This window comes from Kitasatospora saccharophila, from assembly GCF_039529925.1.
Lineage (GTDB): Bacteria > Actinomycetota > Actinomycetes > Streptomycetales > Streptomycetaceae > Kitasatospora > Kitasatospora saccharophila.
The window spans coordinates 69,528-89,698 of sequence record NZ_BAAANS010000036.1; the positions used below are offsets into that span (position 1 = coordinate 69,528).

At 76.1% G+C, this 20,171-nt stretch carries 18 protein-coding genes and 1 pseudogene; 14 read left to right on the forward strand and 5 right to left on the reverse strand.

Annotated elements, in window-relative coordinates; genetic code table 11:
* The first annotated feature begins 225 nt into the window (after positions 1-225).
* The 4 genes from ABD345_RS24895 (at position 226) to ABD345_RS24910 (ending at position 4,945) form a co-directional block, all read left to right on the forward strand.
* Positions 226-912 (forward strand): ABC transporter ATP-binding protein, encoded by a 687-nt coding sequence (locus ABD345_RS24895; RefSeq protein WP_344554831.1) that lies wholly within the window; start codon positions 226-228, stop codon positions 910-912.
* Positions 909-3,254, forward strand: a complete 2,346-nt coding sequence (locus ABD345_RS24900; RefSeq protein ID WP_344554832.1) for an ABC transporter permease — start codon at positions 909-911, stop codon at positions 3,252-3,254. The genes ABD345_RS24895 and ABD345_RS24900 overlap by 4 nt, the downstream gene beginning before the upstream one ends.
* A gap of 102 nt (positions 3,255-3,356) precedes the next feature.
* On the forward strand, positions 3,357-4,142 hold the full coding sequence (gene lepB, locus ABD345_RS24905; RefSeq protein ID WP_344554833.1) for a signal peptidase I: 786 nt from the start codon (positions 3,357-3,359) through the stop codon (positions 4,140-4,142).
* A gap of 134 nt (positions 4,143-4,276) precedes the next feature.
* Positions 4,277-4,945: a lysophospholipid acyltransferase family protein gene (locus ABD345_RS24910; protein ID WP_344554834.1), complete on the forward strand. Its 669-nt coding sequence runs from the start codon at positions 4,277-4,279 to the stop codon at positions 4,943-4,945.
* Here ABD345_RS24910 and ABD345_RS24915 read toward each other — a convergent pair.
* Positions 4,942-5,586 (reverse strand): nucleotidyltransferase domain-containing protein, encoded by a 645-nt coding sequence (locus ABD345_RS24915; RefSeq protein WP_344554835.1) that lies wholly within the window; start codon positions 5,584-5,586, stop codon positions 4,942-4,944. The genes ABD345_RS24910 and ABD345_RS24915 overlap by 4 nt on opposite strands.
* Before the next feature lie 95 nt (positions 5,587-5,681).
* Between ABD345_RS24915 and ABD345_RS24920 the strand changes: the two genes are divergently transcribed.
* From ABD345_RS24920 to ABD345_RS24930, 3 genes are all read left to right on the forward strand, one after another.
* Entirely contained in the window at positions 5,682-6,023 is a 342-nt protein-coding gene (locus tag ABD345_RS24920) for a cupin domain-containing protein (RefSeq protein WP_344554836.1), read from the forward strand.
* A 172-nt stretch (positions 6,024-6,195) separates the two neighbouring features.
* On the forward strand, positions 6,196-6,777 hold the full coding sequence (locus ABD345_RS24925; protein WP_344554837.1) for a hypothetical protein: 582 nt from the start codon (positions 6,196-6,198) through the stop codon (positions 6,775-6,777).
* A gap of 41 nt (positions 6,778-6,818) precedes the next feature.
* Complete coding sequence (locus tag ABD345_RS24930) at positions 6,819-7,409, forward strand: hypothetical protein (protein ID WP_344554838.1); 591 nt, start codon at positions 6,819-6,821, stop codon at positions 7,407-7,409.
* Positions 7,410-7,526: 117 nt separating this feature from the next.
* Here the strand turns inward: ABD345_RS24930 and ABD345_RS24935 are convergent, their stop codons facing one another.
* From ABD345_RS24935 to ABD345_RS24945, 3 genes are all read right to left on the reverse strand, one after another.
* Positions 7,527-9,194 (reverse strand): alkaline phosphatase D family protein, encoded by a 1,668-nt coding sequence (locus ABD345_RS24935; protein WP_425556873.1) that lies wholly within the window; start codon positions 9,192-9,194, stop codon positions 7,527-7,529.
* Between the two features lie 98 nt (positions 9,195-9,292).
* Entirely contained in the window at positions 9,293-10,570 is a 1,278-nt protein-coding gene (locus tag ABD345_RS24940) for an alpha/beta fold hydrolase (RefSeq protein ID WP_344554839.1), read from the reverse strand.
* A 280-nt stretch (positions 10,571-10,850) separates the two neighbouring features.
* Positions 10,851-11,492, reverse strand: coding sequence for an HNH endonuclease family protein (locus ABD345_RS24945; RefSeq protein WP_344554840.1), 642 nt, complete (start codon positions 11,490-11,492; stop codon positions 10,851-10,853).
* Positions 11,493-12,023: 531 nt separating this feature from the next.
* Here ABD345_RS24945 and ABD345_RS24950 point away from each other — a divergent pair.
* The 7 genes from ABD345_RS24950 (at position 12,024) to ABD345_RS24980 (ending at position 20,011) form a co-directional block, all read left to right on the forward strand.
* A complete protein-coding gene (locus tag ABD345_RS24950; protein ID WP_344554841.1) occupies positions 12,024-13,712 on the forward strand; it encodes an ABC transporter substrate-binding protein in 1,689 nt (562 codons plus the stop codon).
* Between the two features lie 131 nt (positions 13,713-13,843).
* Positions 13,844-14,872, forward strand: a complete 1,029-nt coding sequence (locus ABD345_RS24955; protein WP_344554842.1) for an ABC transporter permease — start codon at positions 13,844-13,846, stop codon at positions 14,870-14,872.
* The gene (locus tag ABD345_RS24960) at positions 14,872-15,837 is read left to right on the forward strand and encodes an ABC transporter permease (RefSeq protein ID WP_344554843.1); all 966 of its coding nucleotides are present in this window, start codon (positions 14,872-14,874) and stop codon (positions 15,835-15,837) included. The genes ABD345_RS24955 and ABD345_RS24960 overlap by 1 nt, the downstream gene beginning before the upstream one ends.
* Positions 15,830-17,509 (forward strand): dipeptide ABC transporter ATP-binding protein, encoded by a 1,680-nt coding sequence (locus ABD345_RS24965; protein WP_344554844.1) that lies wholly within the window; start codon positions 15,830-15,832, stop codon positions 17,507-17,509. Before ABD345_RS24960 ends, ABD345_RS24965 begins: the two co-directional genes overlap by 8 nt.
* Entirely contained in the window at positions 17,506-18,750 is a 1,245-nt protein-coding gene (locus ABD345_RS24970) for a dipeptidase (RefSeq protein ID WP_344554845.1), read from the forward strand. Before ABD345_RS24965 ends, ABD345_RS24970 begins: the two co-directional genes overlap by 4 nt.
* A gap of 55 nt (positions 18,751-18,805) precedes the next feature.
* A complete protein-coding gene (locus ABD345_RS24975; protein WP_344554846.1) occupies positions 18,806-19,384 on the forward strand; it encodes a 3'-5' exonuclease in 579 nt (192 codons plus the stop codon).
* A 9-nt stretch (positions 19,385-19,393) separates the two neighbouring features.
* Positions 19,394-20,011 carry a DUF7691 family protein gene (locus ABD345_RS24980; protein ID WP_344554847.1) on the forward strand — a complete coding sequence of 206 codons (618 nt, stop codon included), beginning with the start codon at positions 19,394-19,396 and terminating at the stop codon, positions 20,009-20,011.
* A 64-nt stretch (positions 20,012-20,075) separates the two neighbouring features.
* On the opposite strand, the pseudogene ABD345_RS40345 reads toward ABD345_RS24980, so the two are convergent.
* Positions 20,076-20,171: pseudogene (locus ABD345_RS40345) on the reverse strand (neutral zinc metalloprotease); the annotation flags it as partial.

A 20,171-nucleotide genomic window follows, 5' to 3' on the forward strand; every position in this document is an offset into this window, starting at 1 on the left:
TAGCACGGCGGGTGTGCCGCGACCGGTTGGGGGACGGGTCGCGGCACACCTGCGTTCCCGTCCCCTCCCTCGCCCTCCCCCGTCCTCCCGTCCCCTTCCCCGTCCCCCTCCCCAGCGCCCTCCCCAGCGCCCTCCCGGGCCTTACGCCGCACAGACGTGCGGTGCACGTACGATGACCGCCGTCCGGAGCGGGGTCTCCGGCTGACTACCGGGGGGAGGTCGTCCGTGTCGCGCGACGACGGGGTGCTGCTGCGGGCCGAGGGGGTGGCGCTGCGCTACGGGACGCTGCCCGCGCTGCACGGGGTGGACGTCGCGGTGGCGGCGGGCACCGTCACGGCGGTCACCGGCCCCAGCGGCTCCGGCAAGTCCTCGCTGCTGCACTGCCTGGCCGGGGTGCTGCGCCCCACCGGCGGGCGGGTGCTGTTCGAGGGCCGCGACCTGGCCGCGCTGTCCGACCGGGAGCTGTCCGCCGTGCGCGCCCGCAGTTTCGGCTTCGTCTTCCAGTTCGGCGACCTGGTACCGGAGTTGACGCTGGCCGAGAACGTCGCGCTGCCCCTGGTGCTGGCCGGGCAGCGCGGGCGGCGGGCCCGCGGCCCGGTGCTGGAGCTGCTGGCCCGCCTCGGCATCGACCACCTCGCCGACCGCCGTCCCGCCCTGGTCTCCGGCGGGCAGGCGCAGCGCGCCGCGGTCGCCCGCGCCCTGGTGCACCGCCCGGCGGTGCTGTTCGCCGACGAGCCGACCGGCGCGCTGGACCGGGCGGCGGGCCGGCTGGTGCTCGCCGAACTGCTCGCGCTGAGCGCCGAACGCGGCACCGCCGTGGTGCTGGTGACGCACGACGAAACGGTGGCCGCCGCCGCCGGACGGCGGCTGGACCTGGTCGACGGCCGGCTCTCCGCCGGGGCCGCGCGGTGACGGTGCTGCGCCTGGGCTGGGCGCTGACCCGGGGCGCGGGGCGGCGGGGCCGCTGGCGGCTGCTGCTGATGGCGCTGGGCGCGGCCCTCGGCGCGGCCTGCCTGGCCGCCGTGCTGACCCTGCCGCAGCTGCTGGAGGCCCGCACCGTCCACGAGCAGCACCGCACCCCGTACCCGGCGCAGGCCGGCGCGCCCGCCCTCGACGGCGCCTCCTTCCGTACCGTGCAGGGCAGTTGGGGGACGGACGCGCTCACCGAGGTGCTGATCGCCGCCCCCGGACGGGTCGTCCTGCCCGGCGGGGCGAGCGCGCCGCGCCCCGGCGAACTGCTGGTCTCCCCGCGCCTGCGCGACCTGCTGGCCGCCGAGCCCGCGCTGCGCGAGCGCCTGCCCGGCACCGTCGCGGGCGTGCTGCCCGGGGCGCTGCTGGCCGCTCCCGACGAGCTGTACGCCTACCTCGGCGTGCAGCGGGGGCAGTTGGAGCAGGGGCAGCCGCTGGGCGGTTTCGGGCTGGCGTTCCGGCCGCCCGCGCTGCTCGACGGGAAGACGCTGCACCTGCTGGAGTTCATGCTGGCGGTGTTCGTGCTGCTGCCGCTGGGCCTGTTCCTGGCGGGCTGCAACCGGCTGTCCGCGGCAAGCCGGCTGCGCACCCTGGCGGCGCTCCGGCTGACCGGGATGTCCGCGCGGGACGTGCGCCGGCTGAACGCGCTGGAACCGGCCGGGGCCGCGCTGCTGGGCGCGGCGGCGGGCCTGGCCGGGTACGCGCTGGCGGCCCGGGCCGGCGGCCGGGTCGGGCTGCCGGGGCTGGCCTGGTTCCCCGGGGACGCCGCGCCGTCGGCGGCCACCGTGCTGCTGTGCCTGCTGGGCCTGCCCGCGGGCGCGGTGCTGATCTCCCGGGCGGGGACGTCCGCGCTGACCGACCGCCCGCTGGAGGCCCGCCGCGAGCGGCCGCCGCGAGCACCCTCCCGGTGGCGGCTGCTGCCGCTCGCGGCGGGCCTGGCCGCGCTCGGCCTGCTGTGGCTCGCCCCGTCCCGCTCCGGGCGCCCCGCCGGGGCGCTGTCCGCGCCGCTGCTGCTGGCCGGGGTGGTCGCCACCGGGTACGGGGTGGTCGCCTGCTACCCGCTGGCGGCCCGGTTCCTGGCCCGGCGGGCGGCCCGCGACCCGCGTTCGCTGTCGGTGCTGCTGGGCGCGCGCCGCGGCGAACTGGAACCGGGCGGGGCGGTGCGGGCCACCGCCGGGCTGGTGCTGTTCGTCTTCGCCCTGGGCCTGGCGCACGGCGTCTTCCGCGACTGGCACGCGGCCGCGCAGCCGCGGCGGCCGGTGCAGTACGTCGGCGTCGCCGGCGCGGAGGCCCCCGGGCTCGACCCGGCCCGGCTGCGCGCCCTGCCGGGCGTGGACGGGGCGGTCCTGACCGTGCGCAACCTGGTGCCGCCGCCCAGCACCGTCCCCGGCCACCGGCCGGTCACCGCCACCGCCCTGCTCGGCACCTGCGCGGACCTGGCCCGGTTCACCGCCGCGCCGCCGCTCGGCTGCACCGACGGCGTGCCGCTGCTGCTGGACACCGGGAACGGGGTGCCGCTGCCCGAGCCGGGCACCGAACTGCGCTTCCCCACCGGCCCGGGCGGCGGGTCCGACGGCGGGACGGACGGCGGCTCCGACCGCAGCCCGGGCAACGGGTCCGACGGCGGGGCGGACGGTGGGGCGGACGCCGTCACCGTCCGGGTGCCGTCCGGGCGGGCCTCGGTCAGCTGGCCGGCCGACTCCCCGCTGTACGGCACGGGCCTGCTGCTGCCCCCGGGCACCCTGCCGGACGGCGCCGCCGCCACCGGCACCCTCACCCTGGCCGCCCGGGCGTCCACCGCCACCGTGCAGCGGGTGCTCGGCGGGCTCGCCGCGGCCGCGCCCGCCGCCGAACCGGTGCTGTACGGCGTCGACACCGACGGCCTGCGCAAGGCCCGGCTGGTCGACTCCCTCTACACCGCGGGCACCGCGCTCGGCGTGGCCGTCACCGTCCTGGCCCACCTGGTCGCCGCGCTCGACCGGGCCCTGGAGCGTCGGCGCAACGTCACCGCGCTGACCCTGATCGGCGTCCCGCGCCGCACCCTGCGCCGCGCCCAGGTCGTCCAGACCGTGCTGTTCCTCGGCTGCGGCCTGCTCCCGGCGGTGGCCGCCGGCGCGCTGGCGGGGCGCGCCTACGACGCGTACGGCGGACTGGTCCACGCGTGGGACTGGCCCGCCTTCGCCCGCACCCTCGCCGCCTGCGCGGCGGTGCTCGCCGTCGCCGTCCTGGGCGCGCTGCCGCTGCTGGTGCGGCGGATCGACCCGGCGCTGATCCGCCGCGACTGAGCCCCCGTCACCCGACGCCCCGCCCACCCCCGCCCACACCCCACCCACCGCCGTCACCCGCCTCCCGGCGGCGCGGCCCGAGCGCCCCGAGCGGGAGCCACCGTGAACACCGCAGCCACCGCACCCGGTTCCGACCCGGGAGCCGCACCCGATCCCCTGTCCGAGCCCGGATCCGAGGAGCCGCTCCCCGCCGCCGGGTCGGCGGGGCCGGCGAAGCCGTCGCTGCGCCGGGTGCTGGGCCGCTCCCGCGGCCGCACCGTGCTGGGGTGCGTCGCCTCGGCGCTGCTGCTGGCCCTGCTGATCAAGACCTTCCTGGTGCAGGTCTTCGTGATCCCGTCCGGCTCGATGATGGGCACCCTGGAGAAGGGCGACCGGGTCGCCGTGGACAAGTTCAGCCCCTGGCTGGGCGACCGGCCGCAGCGCGGCGAGGTGGTGGTCTTCAAGGACCCGGGCGGCTGGCTGGCCGAGGCGCCCGACTCGGGCACCTTCGTGCGGAGCGTGCTGAGCGGCCTCGGCCTGGTCCCCGCCGCGAACGAGAAGGACCTGATCAAGCGGGTGATCGCGGTCGGCGGCGACACCGTCGAGTGCGACGCGGGCCAGCCCGTCCGGGTCAACGGCACCGCCCTGGACGAGCCCTACATCTACCCCGGCTCCACCCCCTGCGACGACTTCCCGGTCGGCACCGTCCACGTCCCGACGGGCTTCCTGTGGGTGATGGGCGACCACCGCAACGACTCCGCCGACTCCCGCTACCAGCAACTCCACAACCCGGGCGGCGGGTTCGTCCCGGTCGACGACGTCATCGGGCGCGCCCGCGTCCTGGTCTGGCCCGTGGGCCGCTGGAGCACCCTGCCGATCCCCCCGACCTTCGGGCGGATCGGCGGCTGAGCCCGCCGCCCCCGGGCCCGTCCCCGGATGAGTATCCGGACTCAGGCCGGACGGGCCGCTGCGGCGGCATCATGGACGGGCCGCCGCGGGGTGTCCCGGCGGTGTCCGATCCTGACCCGGGGAGCAGTCCGCCCATGCTGAGCGCCGTCGCCAGTGCCGTCGTCCCGGTCCTCGGGCGGTTCAGCGTGAGCGTGGAGGAGGGTGCGGTGCTCGCCCCGGGGAGCATCGTCGCGCCCAACCACTCCTCGCTGGTCGATCCGGGCGTGGTGCTCGCCGCCGTACGGCGCCTGGGCGTCGAGCCGGTGGTGCTGGCGACCGCCGGACTGTGGCGGATCCCGCTGCTGGGCCGGGTGCTGGCCCGCGAGGGGCACGTCCCGGTCCACCGCGGGACGGCGCGGGCCGCCGAGGCGCTGGCGGCCGCCGCCGAGGCCCTGGCCGCCGGGCGGGTGGTCGTCATCTACCCCGAGGGTCGGCTGCCCCGCCGGGTGGACGCGGCCGACGGCCCGCCCGGCCCCTTCCGCAGCGGTCTGGCCCGGCTGGCCGCCGGTGGCGCGCCGGTCGTCCCGCTCGGCCAGGCCGGGGCCCGCCGGATCAGCTCCGGCTCCACCGCCAAGCAGCTCGCGGGCGTCCTCACCGCGCCGCTGCGCCGCCCCCGCGTGCACGTCCACGTCGGGGCGCCGCTGGTGCTGCGCGGCGACGTGGCGGCCGCCACCGAGCAGGCCCGCACGGCGGTGACGCGGGCCTGGCGGACGGCGTCCGAACAGCTGGCGGGTGCCCGGCGCGGTCCGGAGGAGCAGGTCTAACCCGCCGTCAGCCGCTCCAGCCACTCGTGGCCGGGGTGGGTCCCGCGCAGCCAGCGGGCCAGGTCCGCCCGGCGGGTGCGGTCGAGGCGGGGGAGGACGCGTTCGAAGTCGGCGCGGTCCTTGTCCCGGGTCGCTCCGGCCTTGAAGAGCAGCACCAGTTCGGGGCGCAGGTACGGGATGCCGTCGGCGGTCCGCTCGACGATCCGGTGGTAGGGCAGGCGCAGTTCCTCGTCGCGTCGGCAGATCCAGGTGTCGCCGTCGTGCGGTTCGCGGAACACGTCGAACCGGTACCGGCCGCTCGCCGGGTCGCGGGCCCAGGTCTGCCGGGTCGCGGCCAGCGCTTCCGGTCCGGCGTCCGGCCAGGTCAGCCCCCGGCCGACCGCGTCGAACGCCAACTCGGGTAAGTGCGAACGCAGTTCGCCGAACGCGTCGGCCGGTACCGCGACCTCCAGGTCCCCGTGCGGCCGGGTCTGCTCGCCGAGGAACAGGTCCAGGGCCCAGCCCGCCGCCACGTACCAGGGCGCGGCGAGCCCTTCCAGCCGCCGGGCGACCCGTTCGGGCCGCCAGGCCGCGGCCCAGCGCGCGTCGGTCTCCGCCGGGTCCGCCCGTACGCCGCCGGGCGGCGCTCCCTGAGTGTCCATCCCCCGAACCTAGCGGGCCGCCGCCCGCTGCTATCCCCCCGGCAACACCGCCGCCCTCTCCCCGGGGGCGCCCGTCCGTGCGAGGATCGGCCGCCATGGAGATCATCGACAGCGGGCGCTTCCGCCCCGCCCCGGACGGCTCGGCCCACTACGCGGAGCACCTGAGCGTGCCCGCGCTGAGCTTCGGCACCTACTCCCTCCCGGCGGGCCGCACCGACGACCAGTCACCGCACCTGCAGGACGAGGTCTACGTGGTCACCCGGGGCCGGGCCCGGTTCACCTCCGGCGGCCGCACCGTCGACGTCGGCCCCGGCAGCTCGCTGTTCGTCCCGGCCCGGGAGGAGCACCGCTTCCACGACATCACCGAGGACCTGGTGGCCCTGGTCTTCTTCGCCCCGGCCTACAGCGGCGTCCCCGGCCCGGCCGAGCCCGCCTGAGCAGGGTCCCGGGGCGTGGGAGCGGGCTGACGGAGCGTCCGGGATCGCGGGCGGCGGGATATTCGGTTCGGGCGCGTCCTTCGGTGGGCCTATAGTGCTGGCCGACCGTCCCCCTCCGTTCCGCCCCGCCGCGCCGCGTGCCGCGGGGGCCCGCCCCCTGGAGCCGCACCCGATGACTGCCGCCTGCCCCGCCTGCTCGACGGCCGATCGGACGCTGCTGGTGACGGCCGCGCTGCACGACCCGGCCGACGCGCTGGACCGTCCGACCCGCAGGCTGCTGGACGTGCCGCGCGAGCCGAAGAACCCGAGCCGGGGCAGCGTGGTCCTGTTCGTGCTGGCGGGCCTGCAGGCATTCTGGATCGTCAGGTCGATCGCCGACGTGCAGCACGCGTCGGGCCCGGACACCCCGTACGCGGTGATCGCGCTGCTGGTGCACGTGGCGCTCTCGGCGGTCCTGGCCGTGGCCGGCGGGCTGGTGCGCCGGGCGGACCTCCGGCGCCGCGCCCTGCAGGGCCACTGGCCGCTCTCGTACGAGCAGTGGACGCTGGTGCACAAGGTCTGGCGGGCGGCCTGGCTGTGCCGGAACTGCCGGGTGGCGTTCTTCCCGCTGGGCGCGCTGCGGCCGGACTTCCCGGCCTCTCCCCCGCTGCGGTACGAGCACTTCCAGGACTGGCTGAACGAGACCGCCCGGCAGACCGAACTGGCGGGCGGCTTCGCCCCCACCGACCGGAAACCCGCCGCGCCCGCCGCCTGACGCCCCCGCCCGTTCCCTCCCCCACCTCGGAGCCGTCCCCGATGACCGCCGTCTGCCCCTCCTGCTCGCTGGCCGACCGCACCGTGCCCGTCCCGGCCGCGCTGCGGGACCGCGACGTCCCGCTGGACAAGCCGGACCGCGGGCTGCTGGACGTGCCGCCCGAGCCGGTCGGCAGGAGCGGGGTCTCGACGGGGCTGCTCCTGCTGGCCGCGTTCTCCAGCCTGTGGACGGTGCGCGCCGTGCTGACGCTGGTGCGGTCGGGGAGCGCGGCGACGGCGGGCCAGGTGGTCGCCACCGTCGTGGTCGCCACCGTCATGGCGGGCTCCTACTGGGCGAGTTCGGCGCTGCGCCGGGCGGCGGACCGGCGGCAGGCGGCGAAGGGCGGCTGGCCCGCCTCGTCCGAGCAGTGGAAGCTGGTGCACCGGGTGTGGCAGGCGGCCTGGCTGTGCCGGAACTGCCGGGCCGCGTTCCTCCCGGCGGGGGCGCTGGGGCCGGGCTTCCCGGCGTCCGGCCCGCTGTCCTTCGAGCACTTCCGGGACTGGCTGACCGGGACGGCCCGGCAGGCCGAACAGCTCGGCGGCTTCGCCCCCGCCGACCGGAAGCCCGCCGCGCCCGCCGCGCCCGCCGCCTGACGGTGCTCCACCGGCGGGCAGTAGCTTCTTCCTGACGTTCCGTCAGCTCCATCACCAGGAACGGGCGGTGAGCGCGTCCCGGAGGGGGCCGCGGGCGGCGGGCGGGCGGACGGGGCGTCAGGAGAGCGGGGTGTAGACCCGTTCGATCTGCTGGGTGCCGTTCTTGGTGCGGTAGGAGCGGGTCCAGCGGCTGGTGGCGTCGGCGCGGGTGCGGTCGGACAGGACGTAGTAGTCCATCTGGGCGCGGTCGGCGGTGACGTCGAGGACGCCGTAGCCGTGCGAGTCGAGGTCGGTCCACTTGACGTGCCGGTTGGCGGCCTGGATCGCGGCGGAGGCGACCAGCGAGAGCGTGCCGGGGGCGACCTTGAGGATGTCGTCGATGTTGTCGCTGGTGACGGAGGTGACCACGAACTCGGTGGCCGCGCTGCCGGAGGCGGGGTAGGTGGCGGCTTCGAAGGGGACGTCGCAGGCCCAGGCGGAGTGGATGTCGCCGGTGAGGAAGACGGTGTTGGTGATGTGCCGGTCCTTGAGGTGGCCGAGCAGTTCGCGCCGGTCGTGGGTGTAGCCGTCCCACTGGTCGACGTTGACGGCGAGGCCCTCGCCGGGCAGGCCGAGCAGTTGGGCGAGCGGGCGCAGCAGGTAGTCGGGCACCGAGAGGAAGGCCACCGGGGAGATCATCACCTCGTTGCCGACCAGCCGCCAGGTGGTGTCGGAGGCGGCCAGTCCGGCCTTGAGCCAGTCGAGTTGGGCCCGGCCGGTGATGCTGCGGTCGGCGGAGTCGACCTCGCCGTTGCCGACGGACGCCTGCTGGGAGCGGAAGGAGCGCAGGTCGAGCAGGTGCAGGTCGGCGAGCTTGCCGTAGCGCAGCCGCCGGTAGGTGGTGCCGGCGACGGAGGGGCGGACCGGCATCCACTCGAAGTAGGCCTGCTTGGCGGCGGCGACCCGGTCGGCCCAGTCGCCCTCGGTGCCGGGGGTGTGGTTCTCGGCGCCGCCGGACCAGGCGTCGTTGGCGAACTCGTGGTCGTCCCAGATCGCGATGGTGGGGACGGCGGCGTGCAGGGCCTGGAGGTCGCCGTCGGTCTTGTAGCGGCCGTGCCGGGTGCGGTAGTCGGCGAGGGTGAGGATCTCGTGGGCGGGGGCGTGCGGGCGCACCACGGTGCCGCGGGCGGCGTAGGCGCCGGTGGCGTACTCGTAGATGTAGTCGCCGAGGAACAGGAAGGCGTCCAGGTCGCCGCGGGCGGCGAGGTGGCGGTAGGCGGCGAAGTACCCGGCCTCCCAGTTGGCGCAGGAGGCGACGCCCAGGCGGAGCCGGTCGAGCGGCGCGTCGGCGGCGGGGGTGGTGCGGGTGCGGCCGACGGGGGAGGCGGCGCCGTCGGCGAGGAAGCGGTACCAGTAGGCGGTGTCGGGGCGCAGGCCGCGGACGTCGGCCTTGACGGTGTGGTCGGTCGCGGCGGTGGTGGTGACGGTGCCGGTGGCGACGACGGCGGTGAAGTCGCGGTCGGTGGCCAGCTGCCAGCGGACGGCGGTGTCGGGGCCGAGGCCGGAGCCGGGTTCCGCGTCGGCGGTGGGGGTGAGGCGGGTCCACAGCAGGACGCCGTCGGGCAGCGGGTCGCCGGAGGCCACGCCGTGCAGGAAGCGCGGGGTGTCGGCGGCGTCGGCGCGTCCGGCGGCGGTGAGCGGCAGGGCGAGGGCCCCGGCGGTGAGGGCGGCGGCCTGGATCACCCGGCGGCGCGGCGGGCGGGGCGCGACGGCGGCGGGCGCGGTGGTGCTGGTGGATTCGGTCACGCCACCAGAGACTTACCCACCGGTAACGGCTTGTCCAGAGCGCGTCCCGACTGTTCGTCGGGGCTTCACCTCGGTGCGGCCGGCCCCCCGCTCCCCCGTCACAGCCGGTCGGCGTCGAGCACCGCCCGGACGAACTCGCCGGGTGCCTCCTGCGGCAGGTTGTGGCCGATCCCGTCGAGGGTGCGGTGCAGGTAGGGTCCGGCGAACCGGTCGCGGTAGCCGCGGCTGCGGCCGGGCGGGGTGAACGGGTCGAGGGCGCCGTCGAGGGTGACGGTGGGGACGGTGATCACCGGCCGGTCGGCGAGCCGCCGTTCGTCGGTGTCGTAGCGGCGTTCGCCGCTGGCCAGGCCGAGCCGCCAGCGGTAGTTGTGCACCACGATCTCGGGGTAGTCGGGGTTGTCGAAGGCGCTGGCGGTGCGGTCGAACACCTCTTCCTCGAACCGCCAGGTCGGCGAGACGGTCTGCCACACCAGTCGGCACAGGTCGCGGCGCAGCCGGCGGTCGAGCAGGGCGCGGCGGCCGCGTTCGGTGCTGAAGTAGTACTGGTACCACCAGGCGTGTTCGGCCTCCGCGCCCAGCGGGTCGGCCTGCGCGTGGACGTCGGTGATCAGGTAGCCGCCGCCGGAGACCAGCGCCTTGACCCGCTCGGGGCGCAGCGCGGCGACGATGGCGGCGGTGCGGGCGCCCCAGTCGAATCCGGCGAGCAGGGCGCGGCTGATCCCGAGCGCGTCCAGCAGGGCGACCAGGTCCCGGGCGACGGCGGCCTGTTGGGCGTTGCGCGGGGTCTGCTCGGAGCGGAACCGGGTGCGGCCGTGGCCGCGCAGGTAGGGCACCAGGACGCGGTAGCCGCGGGCGGCCAGCAGCGGGGCGACCTCGGCGTAGCTGTGGATGTCGTAGGGCCAGCCGTGCAGGCAGACCACCACCGGGCCGTCGGGCGGGCCGCATTCGGCGAAGCAGACGTTCAGGTCGCCGGCGGCGATCTGCTTGAGCACCCAGGGGACGGTCAGGCCGTCCGAGAGCACCGCGCCGTAGGAGGGGGCGCGCGGGGGCACCACGTAGGCGGGCACCACGTACGGGGGTTCGGCGTACCCGGGCGCCGGGTAGCCGGGCGGCGGGTAGCCGGTCCCGGGGTGCGGGGGCAGCAGGTAGCCGGGCGCCGGGTAGGCCGAACTCCCGTACGCCGTCGGCCCGTAGGCCGGGGCCGGGTAGGCGGGTGCCCCGTACCCGGGTGCCGCGTAGGCGGCTTCCGGGTGGACCGGAACCGCGTGGGCCTGCGTCGGGTGGGCCTGTGCCGCGTACGCCCGTCCGCCCGCGGCGGCCGCGAACAGTCCGGTGCCGGCCGCGACCCCCGCCCGGTGGAAGCTCCGCCTGTCCATCCGCCCGCCCTCCGCCCGCTCCCCGGCCGTCCGCATCCGGCCGTCCGCCGTTGCCGCCGGCCGTTGCCGTCGGCCGTCACCGTCCGTCGTTCCGCCAGCAAGCATGCCGGAAAAGGGGGTTGACCAGGACGAAGACGCGCCGATCGGACATTTCGGTCATTCGCGGGTGCAAATGCCCCAAACCGTCCGGGCGGGAGTTCCGCGCGGACGGTCGGGGCGGGGGCCGGGGCGAGGCCCGGAACGGGCCGCGGAGCGGGCCGCGGGGTGAACTGCGCGGCGGTCAGCAGCCGTTGAGCACGTTGGTGAGCGCGGTCTTCTCGGCGCTGTCCACGGCCAGGTTGTAGTAGTACTTCACCTGCACCCAGGCCCGGACGTAGGTGCAGCGGTAGCCGGTGACCGAGGGCAGCCACTCGGCCGGGTCCTTGTCGCCCTTGGCCTGGTTGACGCTGTCGGTGACGGCTATCAGCTGCGGGCGGGTCAGGTCGTTGGCGAACGCCTGGCGCTGGGCGGTGGTCCAGGCGGAGGCGCCGGAGTCCCAGGCTTCGGCGAGCGGCACCACGTGGTCGATGTCCAGGTCGGAGGCGGCGTGCCAGGTGGCGCCGTCGTACGGGGAGTACCAGGTGCCGGAGGTGGCGGCGCAGGCGGAGTCGGTGACCACGCCGGAGCCGTCGCGCTTGAGCACGGTCTCCCGGGTGTTGCAGGCGCCGGAGATGGTGATCCAGTGCGGGAACAGGTCGCGGCTGTAGCCGGTGCGGTTCTCGGTCTTGACGGCCAACTGGCCGAGGTAGCCGCGGGCGGTGGCGGCGGAGACCGGGGTGGGCAGGGCGGCCTGGGCGGTGCCGGTGCTCGCGGTGACGGCTCCGGCGGCGAGCACGGAGGTGGCGGCGACGGCGGCGAGGCGGCGGAGGGAACGGTTCGGCACGGGGGCGCTCCTGGACTCGGCGGAGGGGCGGGGAGGCGGTGCCGGGCCAGACTGGCAGTCAGCTGTCTATGCGGGTAGATACCGAGCCGTGAAGATTGCATTACCGTCGTATGGCGATACCGGTTCCCGATGTGAACGTCCGTCACCGGAGGTGTCCGCCGACGACCGGGGGAATGCGCCCCGCCAACCCCGATGGCGGGGTGGCGAAGGCGAATTGACGCCTGGTCAGGGCCCCCTTGCGCGCCCCTTGACCGCCCCCGGCCGCTGATCTAGCTTCGTGCCTCGCCACGAGTTCCGGAGCGCGACCCCGCCCGACCGGACCGACCACGACCGGGAGGACGAGGGTGACCACGGCTCTGTACAGCCGCCGCCACATCGACCTGCTCATGGTCTCCAGTTCGCTCTGTAGGTGAGCCCGCGCGCACCGCGCCGCCGCCCGACCACCGCACCGCCCCGCTCCCGCCCGGCCCGCGCCCGCCCCGAGCCCGCGCCCGCCGACGCCCCCGCGCACCGCGAAACCGGAGAACCACCATGCTCAATCCCCCTGCCGGGAACGGCAGTTCCGCCATACCCGCCCCCGCTTCCGGCCCCGCTCCGGCCCGCCGCCGGCTGGCCGCGCTCGCCCTGAGCGCCGCCGTCCTGGTGACCGCCGCGGCCTGCACCAGCGCGAAGTCCGGCGGCGGCTCCTCGGGTGACGCCGCCGCCCGCGCCCTGACCATCGGCACCACCGACCAGGTGGTCAGCCTCGACCCGGCCGGCTCCTGGGACGCGGGCTCCGGCACCATCGCGGACGAGGTCTACGCCGCGCTGGTCAGCGCCCCCAACGGCACCTCCGACGTCGCGCCGAACCTCGCCGAGAGCGTCAAGCTGACCGCGCCGAACCAGTACACCGCCGTCCTGAAGCCCGGCCTGAAGTTCGCCAACGGCCACGACCTGACCTCCTCCGACGTCAAGTTCAGCTTCGAGCGGCAGCTGCGGATCGCCGACAAGAACGGCCCGTCCTCCCTGCTGTACGACCTCGACTCGGTCGCCGCCCCGGACCCGCTGACCGTGGTGTTCACCCTGAAGAGCCCGAACGACAGCCTCTTCCCGCAGGTGCTCTCCACCGGCGCCGGCAGCGTCCTGGACGAGGAGGTCTTCCCGGCCGACAAGATCCTCGACGACGACGCGGTGGTCAAGGCCCGCCCCTGGAACGGCCCGTACGGCATCACCAGCTACGCGAAGAACTCGCTCGTCGCCTTCGAGGCCAACAGCGCCTACCGCGGCCAGCTGGGCACCCCGAAGACCGCGCAGGTGCGGCTCAAGTACTACACCGACCCGAACAACCTGAAGCTGGACGTCCAGCAGGGCGCCATCGACGCCGTCTACCGCACCCTGCCGATCGCCGACCTGCAGGACCTCTCCGGCAAGCCGGGCGTCAGCGTCCACACCGGCTCCGGCAACGGCATCCGCTACCTGGTCTTCGACTTCAAGTCGCAGCCCTACGGCAGCGCCACCGCCGAGGCCGACCCGGCCAAGGCGCTGGCCGTCCGGCAGGCCGTCGCGCACTCGGTCGACCGGGCCCAACTCGCCTCCCAGGTCTACAAGGGCACCTTCGAGCCGCTCTACACCTCGGTGCCGGACGGCATCACCGGCGCCACCCCGTCGTACCGGAAGCTGTACGGCGACAAGAACGGCGGCCCCTCCAAGGACGCGGCCGCCGCGGTGCTCGCCGCCGCCGGGGTGCAGACCCCGGTGACCCTGCACCTGCAGTACAACACCGACCACTACGGCTCCTCCTCGGCCGACGAGTACGCCCTGCTGAAGACCCAGCTGGAGGGCACCGGCCTGTTCAAGGTCGACCTGCAGTCCACCGAGTGGGCCCAGTACGGCAAGGACCGGGTCGCCGACCTCTACCCGCTCTACCAACTGGGCTGGTACGCCGACTACTTGGACGCCGACAACTACATCGGCACCTTCTTCGTCCCGGACAGCTGGGTGCACAGCGGCTACGCCGACCCGGCCGTGGCGGCGCTGATCAAGCAGGAGCAGACCGAGACCGACCCGGCCGCCCGCACCAAGCAGATCGAGCAGGTGCAGGACGCCGCCGCCGCGCAGGTGCCGCTGCTGCCGCTGCTGCAGGGCTCCACCGCCATCGTGACCCGCTCCGACGTGCGGGGCGTGCCCGACAAGCTGAACAGCGCCTACCGGTTCCGCTGGGCCGAGATCAGCAAGGGCTGACCCCGCACCGCCCCCGGCCCCCGAGGAACCCGACGAGGAACCCCACCATGACGCTCGCCCCGCCCCTGGGCGGACGGCGCGACGGACGGACCGACGGACCGCGGCGCGGCCCGGGGAGCGGAGCACGGGCCGTGCTCCGCTCCCCGCTGGTCCGCTACCTGGCCGTCCGCCTGCTGCTCGTCCTCCCCACCGTCCTGCTGCTGCTCACCGCGGTGTTCTTCCTGATGCGGGCCACCGGCGACCCGGTCACCACCGCCTTCGCCGACCGGCTCACCCCGGCCCAGCTCCAGCAGAAGCTGCACGCCGCCGGGTACGACCGGCCGCTGTTCACCCAGTACCTGGACTACCTGCGGCAGGTCGCCACCGGCGACTTCGGCCGCACCGCCACCGACAACCGGGCGGTCACCGAGGTGCTGCGCACCTACGGCGCGGCCACCCTCGAACTCGCCTGCTGGGCGCTGCTGGTGGCCGTCGCCGTGGGCGTCCCGCTGGGCGCGCTGGCCGCCCGCTACCGCGACCGCGCCCCGGACGCGGTGCTGCGGCTGGCCGCCGTCCTCGGCTACGCCACCCCGGTGTTCTTCGTCGGCCTGCTGCTCAAACTGGTCTTCGCGGTCGGCCTGGGCTGGCTGCCGGTGGCCGGCCGGGCCTCGATCGGCACCGAACTGCGCCTGCAGGACCTCTCCGACCCCACCGGCCTCTACCTGCTGGACGCGCTGCGCAGCGGGGACGGCGCGGCCGTCGCCGACGTGCTGCGGCACAGCGTGCTGCCCGCGCTGGCGCTCGGCCTGCTGCTGGCCGGGGTGCTGCTGCGGCTGGTGCGCACCCACCTGATCGCCACCCTGGACGCCGAGTACGTCGAGGCGGCCCGTTCGCGCGGCGTCGGCGGCCTGCGCCTGCTCTCCCGGCACGCCGCCCGGCCCGCGCTGGTGCCGGTGGTGACGGTGCTGGGCCTGCAGGTGGCCGGGCTGCTGGGCGGTGCGGTGCTCACCGAGACCACCTTCGAGTGGAAGGGCCTGGGCTACCAGCTGGCGCACTACCTGACGGCGCGCGACTTCGCCGCCGTGCAGGGCATCGTCGCGCTCTTCGCGGTGGTGGTCGCGGTGGTCAACTTCCTGGTGGACGCCCTGGCCGCGCTGATCGACCCCCGGGTGAGGTACTGATGACCGCTCGCCGACGGATCCTCTCCCGCCTGCTGCCGCAGCGGGTGCGCGGCAGCGCCGGGCCGCAGCGCGCCATGCTGCTGACCGGGGCCGTGCTGACCGCGCTGCTGCTGCTCACCGCGCTGCTCGCGCCCTGGCTGGCGCCCTGGGGGCACGCCCAGCTCCAGGACGGCGGCGCCCTGTTCGGCGCGCAGCGGCCGCCCGGGGACGGCCACCCGCTGGGCACCACCGCGGGCGGCTACGACGTGCTGGCCCGCACCCTGTGGGGCAGCCGCACCGCCGTGGCCGTGATCGGGCTGGCCCTGCTGCTGTCGGTGCTGCCCGGCACCCTGCTCGGCCTGGTCTCCGGCTACCTGGGCGGCTGGACCGACCGGCTGCTGGTGGGCGTCGCGGACGCGCTGTACTCCTTCCCCTCGCTGCTGCTGGCCATCTTGATGTCGGTGGTGATCAGCGGCGGGCGCTCCAGCCTGGGCGGCGGCCTGACCGCGGCCGCCTGCTCGGTGGCGCTGGTCTTCGTGCCGCAGTACTTCCGGGCGGTGCGCGCCGAGGTGCTGCGGGTCAAGGGCGAACCGTTCGTGGAGGCCGCCCGGGTGATCGGCACCGGCCACCTGCGGATCATGTTCCGGCACGTGCTGCGCAACTCGGTGCGCTCGCTGCCGCTGCTGCTCACCCTGAACGCCGCCGAGTCCGTGCTCACCCTGGCCGGCCTGGGCTTCCTCGGTTTCGGCATCGAGCCGAACTCGGCCGCCGAGTGGGGCTACGACCTCAACCGCTCGGTCTCCGACGTCACCTCGGGCATCTGGTGGACCGCCCTCGCCCCGGGCGTCGCCACCGTGCTGGCCGTCCTCGGCATCACCCTGCTCGGCGAGAGCCTGAACGACCTCTCCGACCCCCGGCTGCGCCGCCGCCGGGCGCCCGCCCCCGTCACCCCGCTGCCCGCCGCGAAGGAGCGCGCCCGTGCCTGAGGAACTGCTGCGCGTCGAGGACCTGCACGTGTCGTTCGCCACCGACGGCGGCGCGGTGGACGCCGTGCGCGGCGTCGACCTGGCGGTGGCGGCCGGGGAGGCGCTGGCGCTGGTCGGCGAGAGCGGCAGCGGCAAGACCGTCACCGCGCGCAGCGTGCTCGGGCTGCTGCCCGACTCGGCCGCCGCCCGGGGCCGGGTGCTGCTGGCACACGGCGACGCCGGCCCGGTGGACGTGCTGGGCACGGACCGGCGCACCCTGCGGGAGCTGCGCGGGACGGCGGCGGCGATGGTCTTCCAGGAGCCGTCCACCGCGCTCAACCCGGTCTTCCCGATCGGCTGGCAGCTCGCCGAGGGCCTGCGCGCCCACGGCCTGGGCAACCGGGCCCGGCGCCGGGCCCGGGCGGTCGAACTGCTGGAGCAGGTCGGCATCCCCGAGCCCGCCCGGCGGGCCCGGTACTACCCGCACCAGCTGTCCGGCGGCCAGCAGCAGCGCGCGGTGATCGCGATGGCGCTGGCGCTGGGCGCCCGGCTGCTGGTCGCGGACGAGCCCACCACCGCGCTGGACGTCACCGTGCAGGCCGAGATCCTGGACCTGCTGCGGCGCTGCCGGGACGAGTCGGGCACCGCGCTGCTGCTGATCACCCACAATATGGGCGTGGTGGCGGACCTGGCCGACCGGGTCGCGGTGATGCGCGCGGGCCGGATCGTCGAGCAGGCCCCGGTGCGGGAGCTGTTCGCCGCGCCGCAGCACCCGTACACCCGTCAACTGCTGTCCTCCGTACCGGACTTCGGTGCGGCTCCGGCCCGTCCGGCGCCGCCGGAGCGGGTGGCGGCGCCGGTGGTCGCGGCCCGCGCCCTGGTGGTCGAGTACCCGGGGCGGTGGGGGCGGCCGCCGTTCCGCGCCGTGGACGGGGTCGACCTGGAGATCGGCGCGGGCGAGGTGCTGGGGCTGGTCGGCGAGAGCGGCAGCGGCAAGACCACCCTGGGCCGGGCCGTCGCCGGGCTGGTCCCGGTCGGCGGCGGCACCCTGACCGTGCTGGGCGAGACGCTGCGCCCGGGCGCCCGCCGCCGCCCCGGCCGGGGCGGCCGGCTGGGCTTCGTCTTCCAGGACCCGGCCACCAGCTTCGACCCCCGGCTGACCATCGGCGCCTGCGTGGCCGAACCGCTGCGGGTGCACCGCCCCGAGCTGGACGGCGCCGCCGTCGCCGCCCGGGTCCGCGAACTGCTGGACCAGGTCCGGCTGCCCGCCGACACCGCCGGACGGCACCCGCACGAACTCAGCGGCGGCCAGCGCCAGCGCGCCTCGCTGGCCCGGGCGCTGGCGCTCGACCCGGACCTGGTGGTCGCGGACGAGCCGACCTCCGCGCTGGACGTCTCCGTGCAGGCCCGGGTGCTGGAGCTGTTCACCCGGCTGCAGCGCGAACTCGGCTTCGCCGCCCTGTTCGTCAGCCACGACCTGGCGGTGGTGGAGCGGGTCGCCGACCGGGTCGCCGTGCTGCACCGCGGCCGGGTGGTGGAGAGCGGCCCCACCGCCCGGGTGCTCGGCGCGCCCGAACACCCCTACACCCGGCGGCTGATCGACTCGCTGCCCGTCCCCGACCCGGACCGGCAGGCCGCCCGCCGCCGACCCCGACTGCCCGAGCAGCAGCAGACAGGAGCCACCGCCCCGTGAACAGCCGCCCCGATCCCGTGCGGGACACCGTCCTGGAGGCGCTGCGCCGCAGCCCCGTCGTCGACGGCCACAACGACCTGCCGGTCGCCCTGCGGGCCCGCGCCGGGGGCTCGGTGGAGGGCCTGGACGGGCCCCGGCCCGAGCTGCACACCGACCTGCCCCGGCTGCGCGCGGGCGGGGTGGGCGCGCAGTTCTGGTCCGTCTACGTCCCCTCCGACCTGCCCGAGCCGGTGGCCGCCGTGGCCACCCTGGAGCAGCTCGACCTGGCCCACCGGCTGATCGCCCGCTACCCGGAGCGGCTGCGCCCGGCCGCCACCGCCGACCAGGTGGAGGCGGCGATCGCCGCGGGCCGGATCGCCTCGCTGCTGGGCGTCGAGGGCGGCCACTCGCTGGCCTCCTCGCTGGGCGTGCTGCGGGTCTACGCCCGGCTGGGCGTGCGCTACCTGACGCTCACCCACAACCACCACACCCCGTGGGCGGACTCGGCGACCGACCCCGGCTCCCCCGGTGTCGGCGGCCTGTCCGCCGAGGGGCTGGCCGTGGTCGCCGAGCTGAACCGGATCGGCGTGCTGGTCGACCTCTCGCACACCGCCGAGTCCACCCAGCGGGCCGCGCTGGCCGCCTCCACCGCGCCGGTGATCTTCAGCCACTCCTCCTGCCGGGCCGTCGGCGACCACCCGCGCAACGTCTCCGACGAGGTGCTGGCGCTGCTCCGGGCCAACGGCGGCGTGCTGCAACTGACCTTCGTGCCCGACTTCGTGTCCGCCGAGGTGGCCGCCTGGCGGGCCGCGTTCGCCGCCGAACGGGAGCGCCTGGAACTGCCCGAGCCGCGCTGGTCCTGGCCCCGCCACCCGGCCCCGGGCGAGGCCCCGTCCGCCGCGGCCGCCGAGTACGCGGCCGCCTTCGCCGCCGGCCCCGGCGCGCCCCCGCCCCCGGAGCTGCGCCGCTGGCTGGACGCCCACCCGCGCCCCGAGGCCACCGCCGCCCAGGTGGCCGACCACGTCGAGCACGCCCGCGAGGTGGCGGGCCTCGACCACGTCGGGCTCGGCGGCGACTACGACGGCGTCGACCGGCAGCCCGCCGACCTGCCCGACGTCACCGGCTACCCGGTCCTGCTGGCCGAGTTGGCCGCCCGCGGCTGGTCGGCGGCCGAACTGGCCGCCCTGACCGGCCGCAACGTCCTGCGGGTGCTGCGCGAGGCCGAGCGGCGCGCCGAGGAGCCGCTCTGGCCCCGGGGGTGAGCGCGGCCGGGATATCCGGTTGACCCGTCCGGCGGCGGCTGCGCATGATCGGGCCGTGGAACCGGAGTTGTGGAACGTGGTGGACGTCGAGGCCACCTGCTGGGAGGGGCAGCCGCCGCCCGGGCAGGTCAGCGAGATCATCGAGATCGGGCTGACGGTGGTCGACCTCACCGCCCGGCGGCGGGTCGACCGGCACCGGATCCTGGTGCGCCCGCGGCGCTCGGCGGTCAGCGCCTTCTGCACCGAGCTGACCGGCCTGACGCAGCGCGAGGTGGAGACCGGCGTGTCCTTCGCCGGGGCCTGCCGGCTGCTGGCCGTCGAGCACGCGGCGGGGCGGCGCCCCTGGGCGAGTTGGGGCGACTACGACCGGCTGCAGTTCAGCCGCCAGTGCCGGGCCACCGGTACCGCCTACCCGTTCGGCCGCCGGCACGCCAACGCCAAGGCGGTCTTCACCGACGCCCGCGGCCTGCGCAAGCGCCCCGGCATGGCCCGGGCCCTCGAACTCGCGGGCCTCCCGCTGGAGGGCCGCCACCACAGCGGCGCGGACGACGCCTGGAACATCGCCGCCCTCGTCCTCTCGCTGGCCGGGACGGGCGACTGGACCGGGCCCCTGGTTGTCGGCCCCGATCCCTAGGCTGTGCGCATGAGTTCCTCCCTGAGCGTCTTCCTGCTCGACACCGCGGCCACCCGTCGTCTGGTCGGCTCCCGCGACGAGCAGCTGCTGCGGGCCGTCGACGAGCACTTCGGCGACGACCTGGCCTCGGACGACGAGTGGTTCTCGCGCCAGATCGAGGACGGCGCCCCCGGCGCCGCCGAGGCGCTGCGCGCGGTGGTGCACGGCGGGCCGTACTCGGCCGACCCCGACCACGCCTTCCAGTACGGCTACGCCTACCGGCGCCTGTGCCGGCTGACCGGCTCGTTCCTCGACAACTCCGGCTTCTCCCCGTTCCGCGGCAGCTGGCTGAGCGTCGTCGACGAGGGCCTGCGCGCGCTGCGGATCACCGCGGTCTCGCTCGCGGAGTTCCACTACGGCGACGCCCTGCCCGACGGGGTGCCGCCGAGCGCGGCGGAGTACCCGAGCTGCGGTGAGTGGACGCACGAGCGCTGCCTGGCCGCGCTGGAGCAGTTCGAGCGGAGCGAGCGCGACGGCCACGCCCCGCCGCTGGAGCCCGAGGTGGTCGACGCCGTCGCCGACGTCCTCGGCTGGCTCCGCCACGCGGGGCGGCGGCCCGGCTTCGGCGTCATCGGCTTCGTCTCCTGACACCGCCCGCCGGCGCCGTCCCCCGCCCCGCCGGGCAGCGGGGGACGGCGCTGGCGAGGGGGTGTCAGCCGGTCTGGACGGCGGTGTCGTCGATCACGAAGGAGGTCTGCAGCGAGGCGTCCTCGACCGCGCTGAACTTCACCGTGACGCTCTGGCCCGC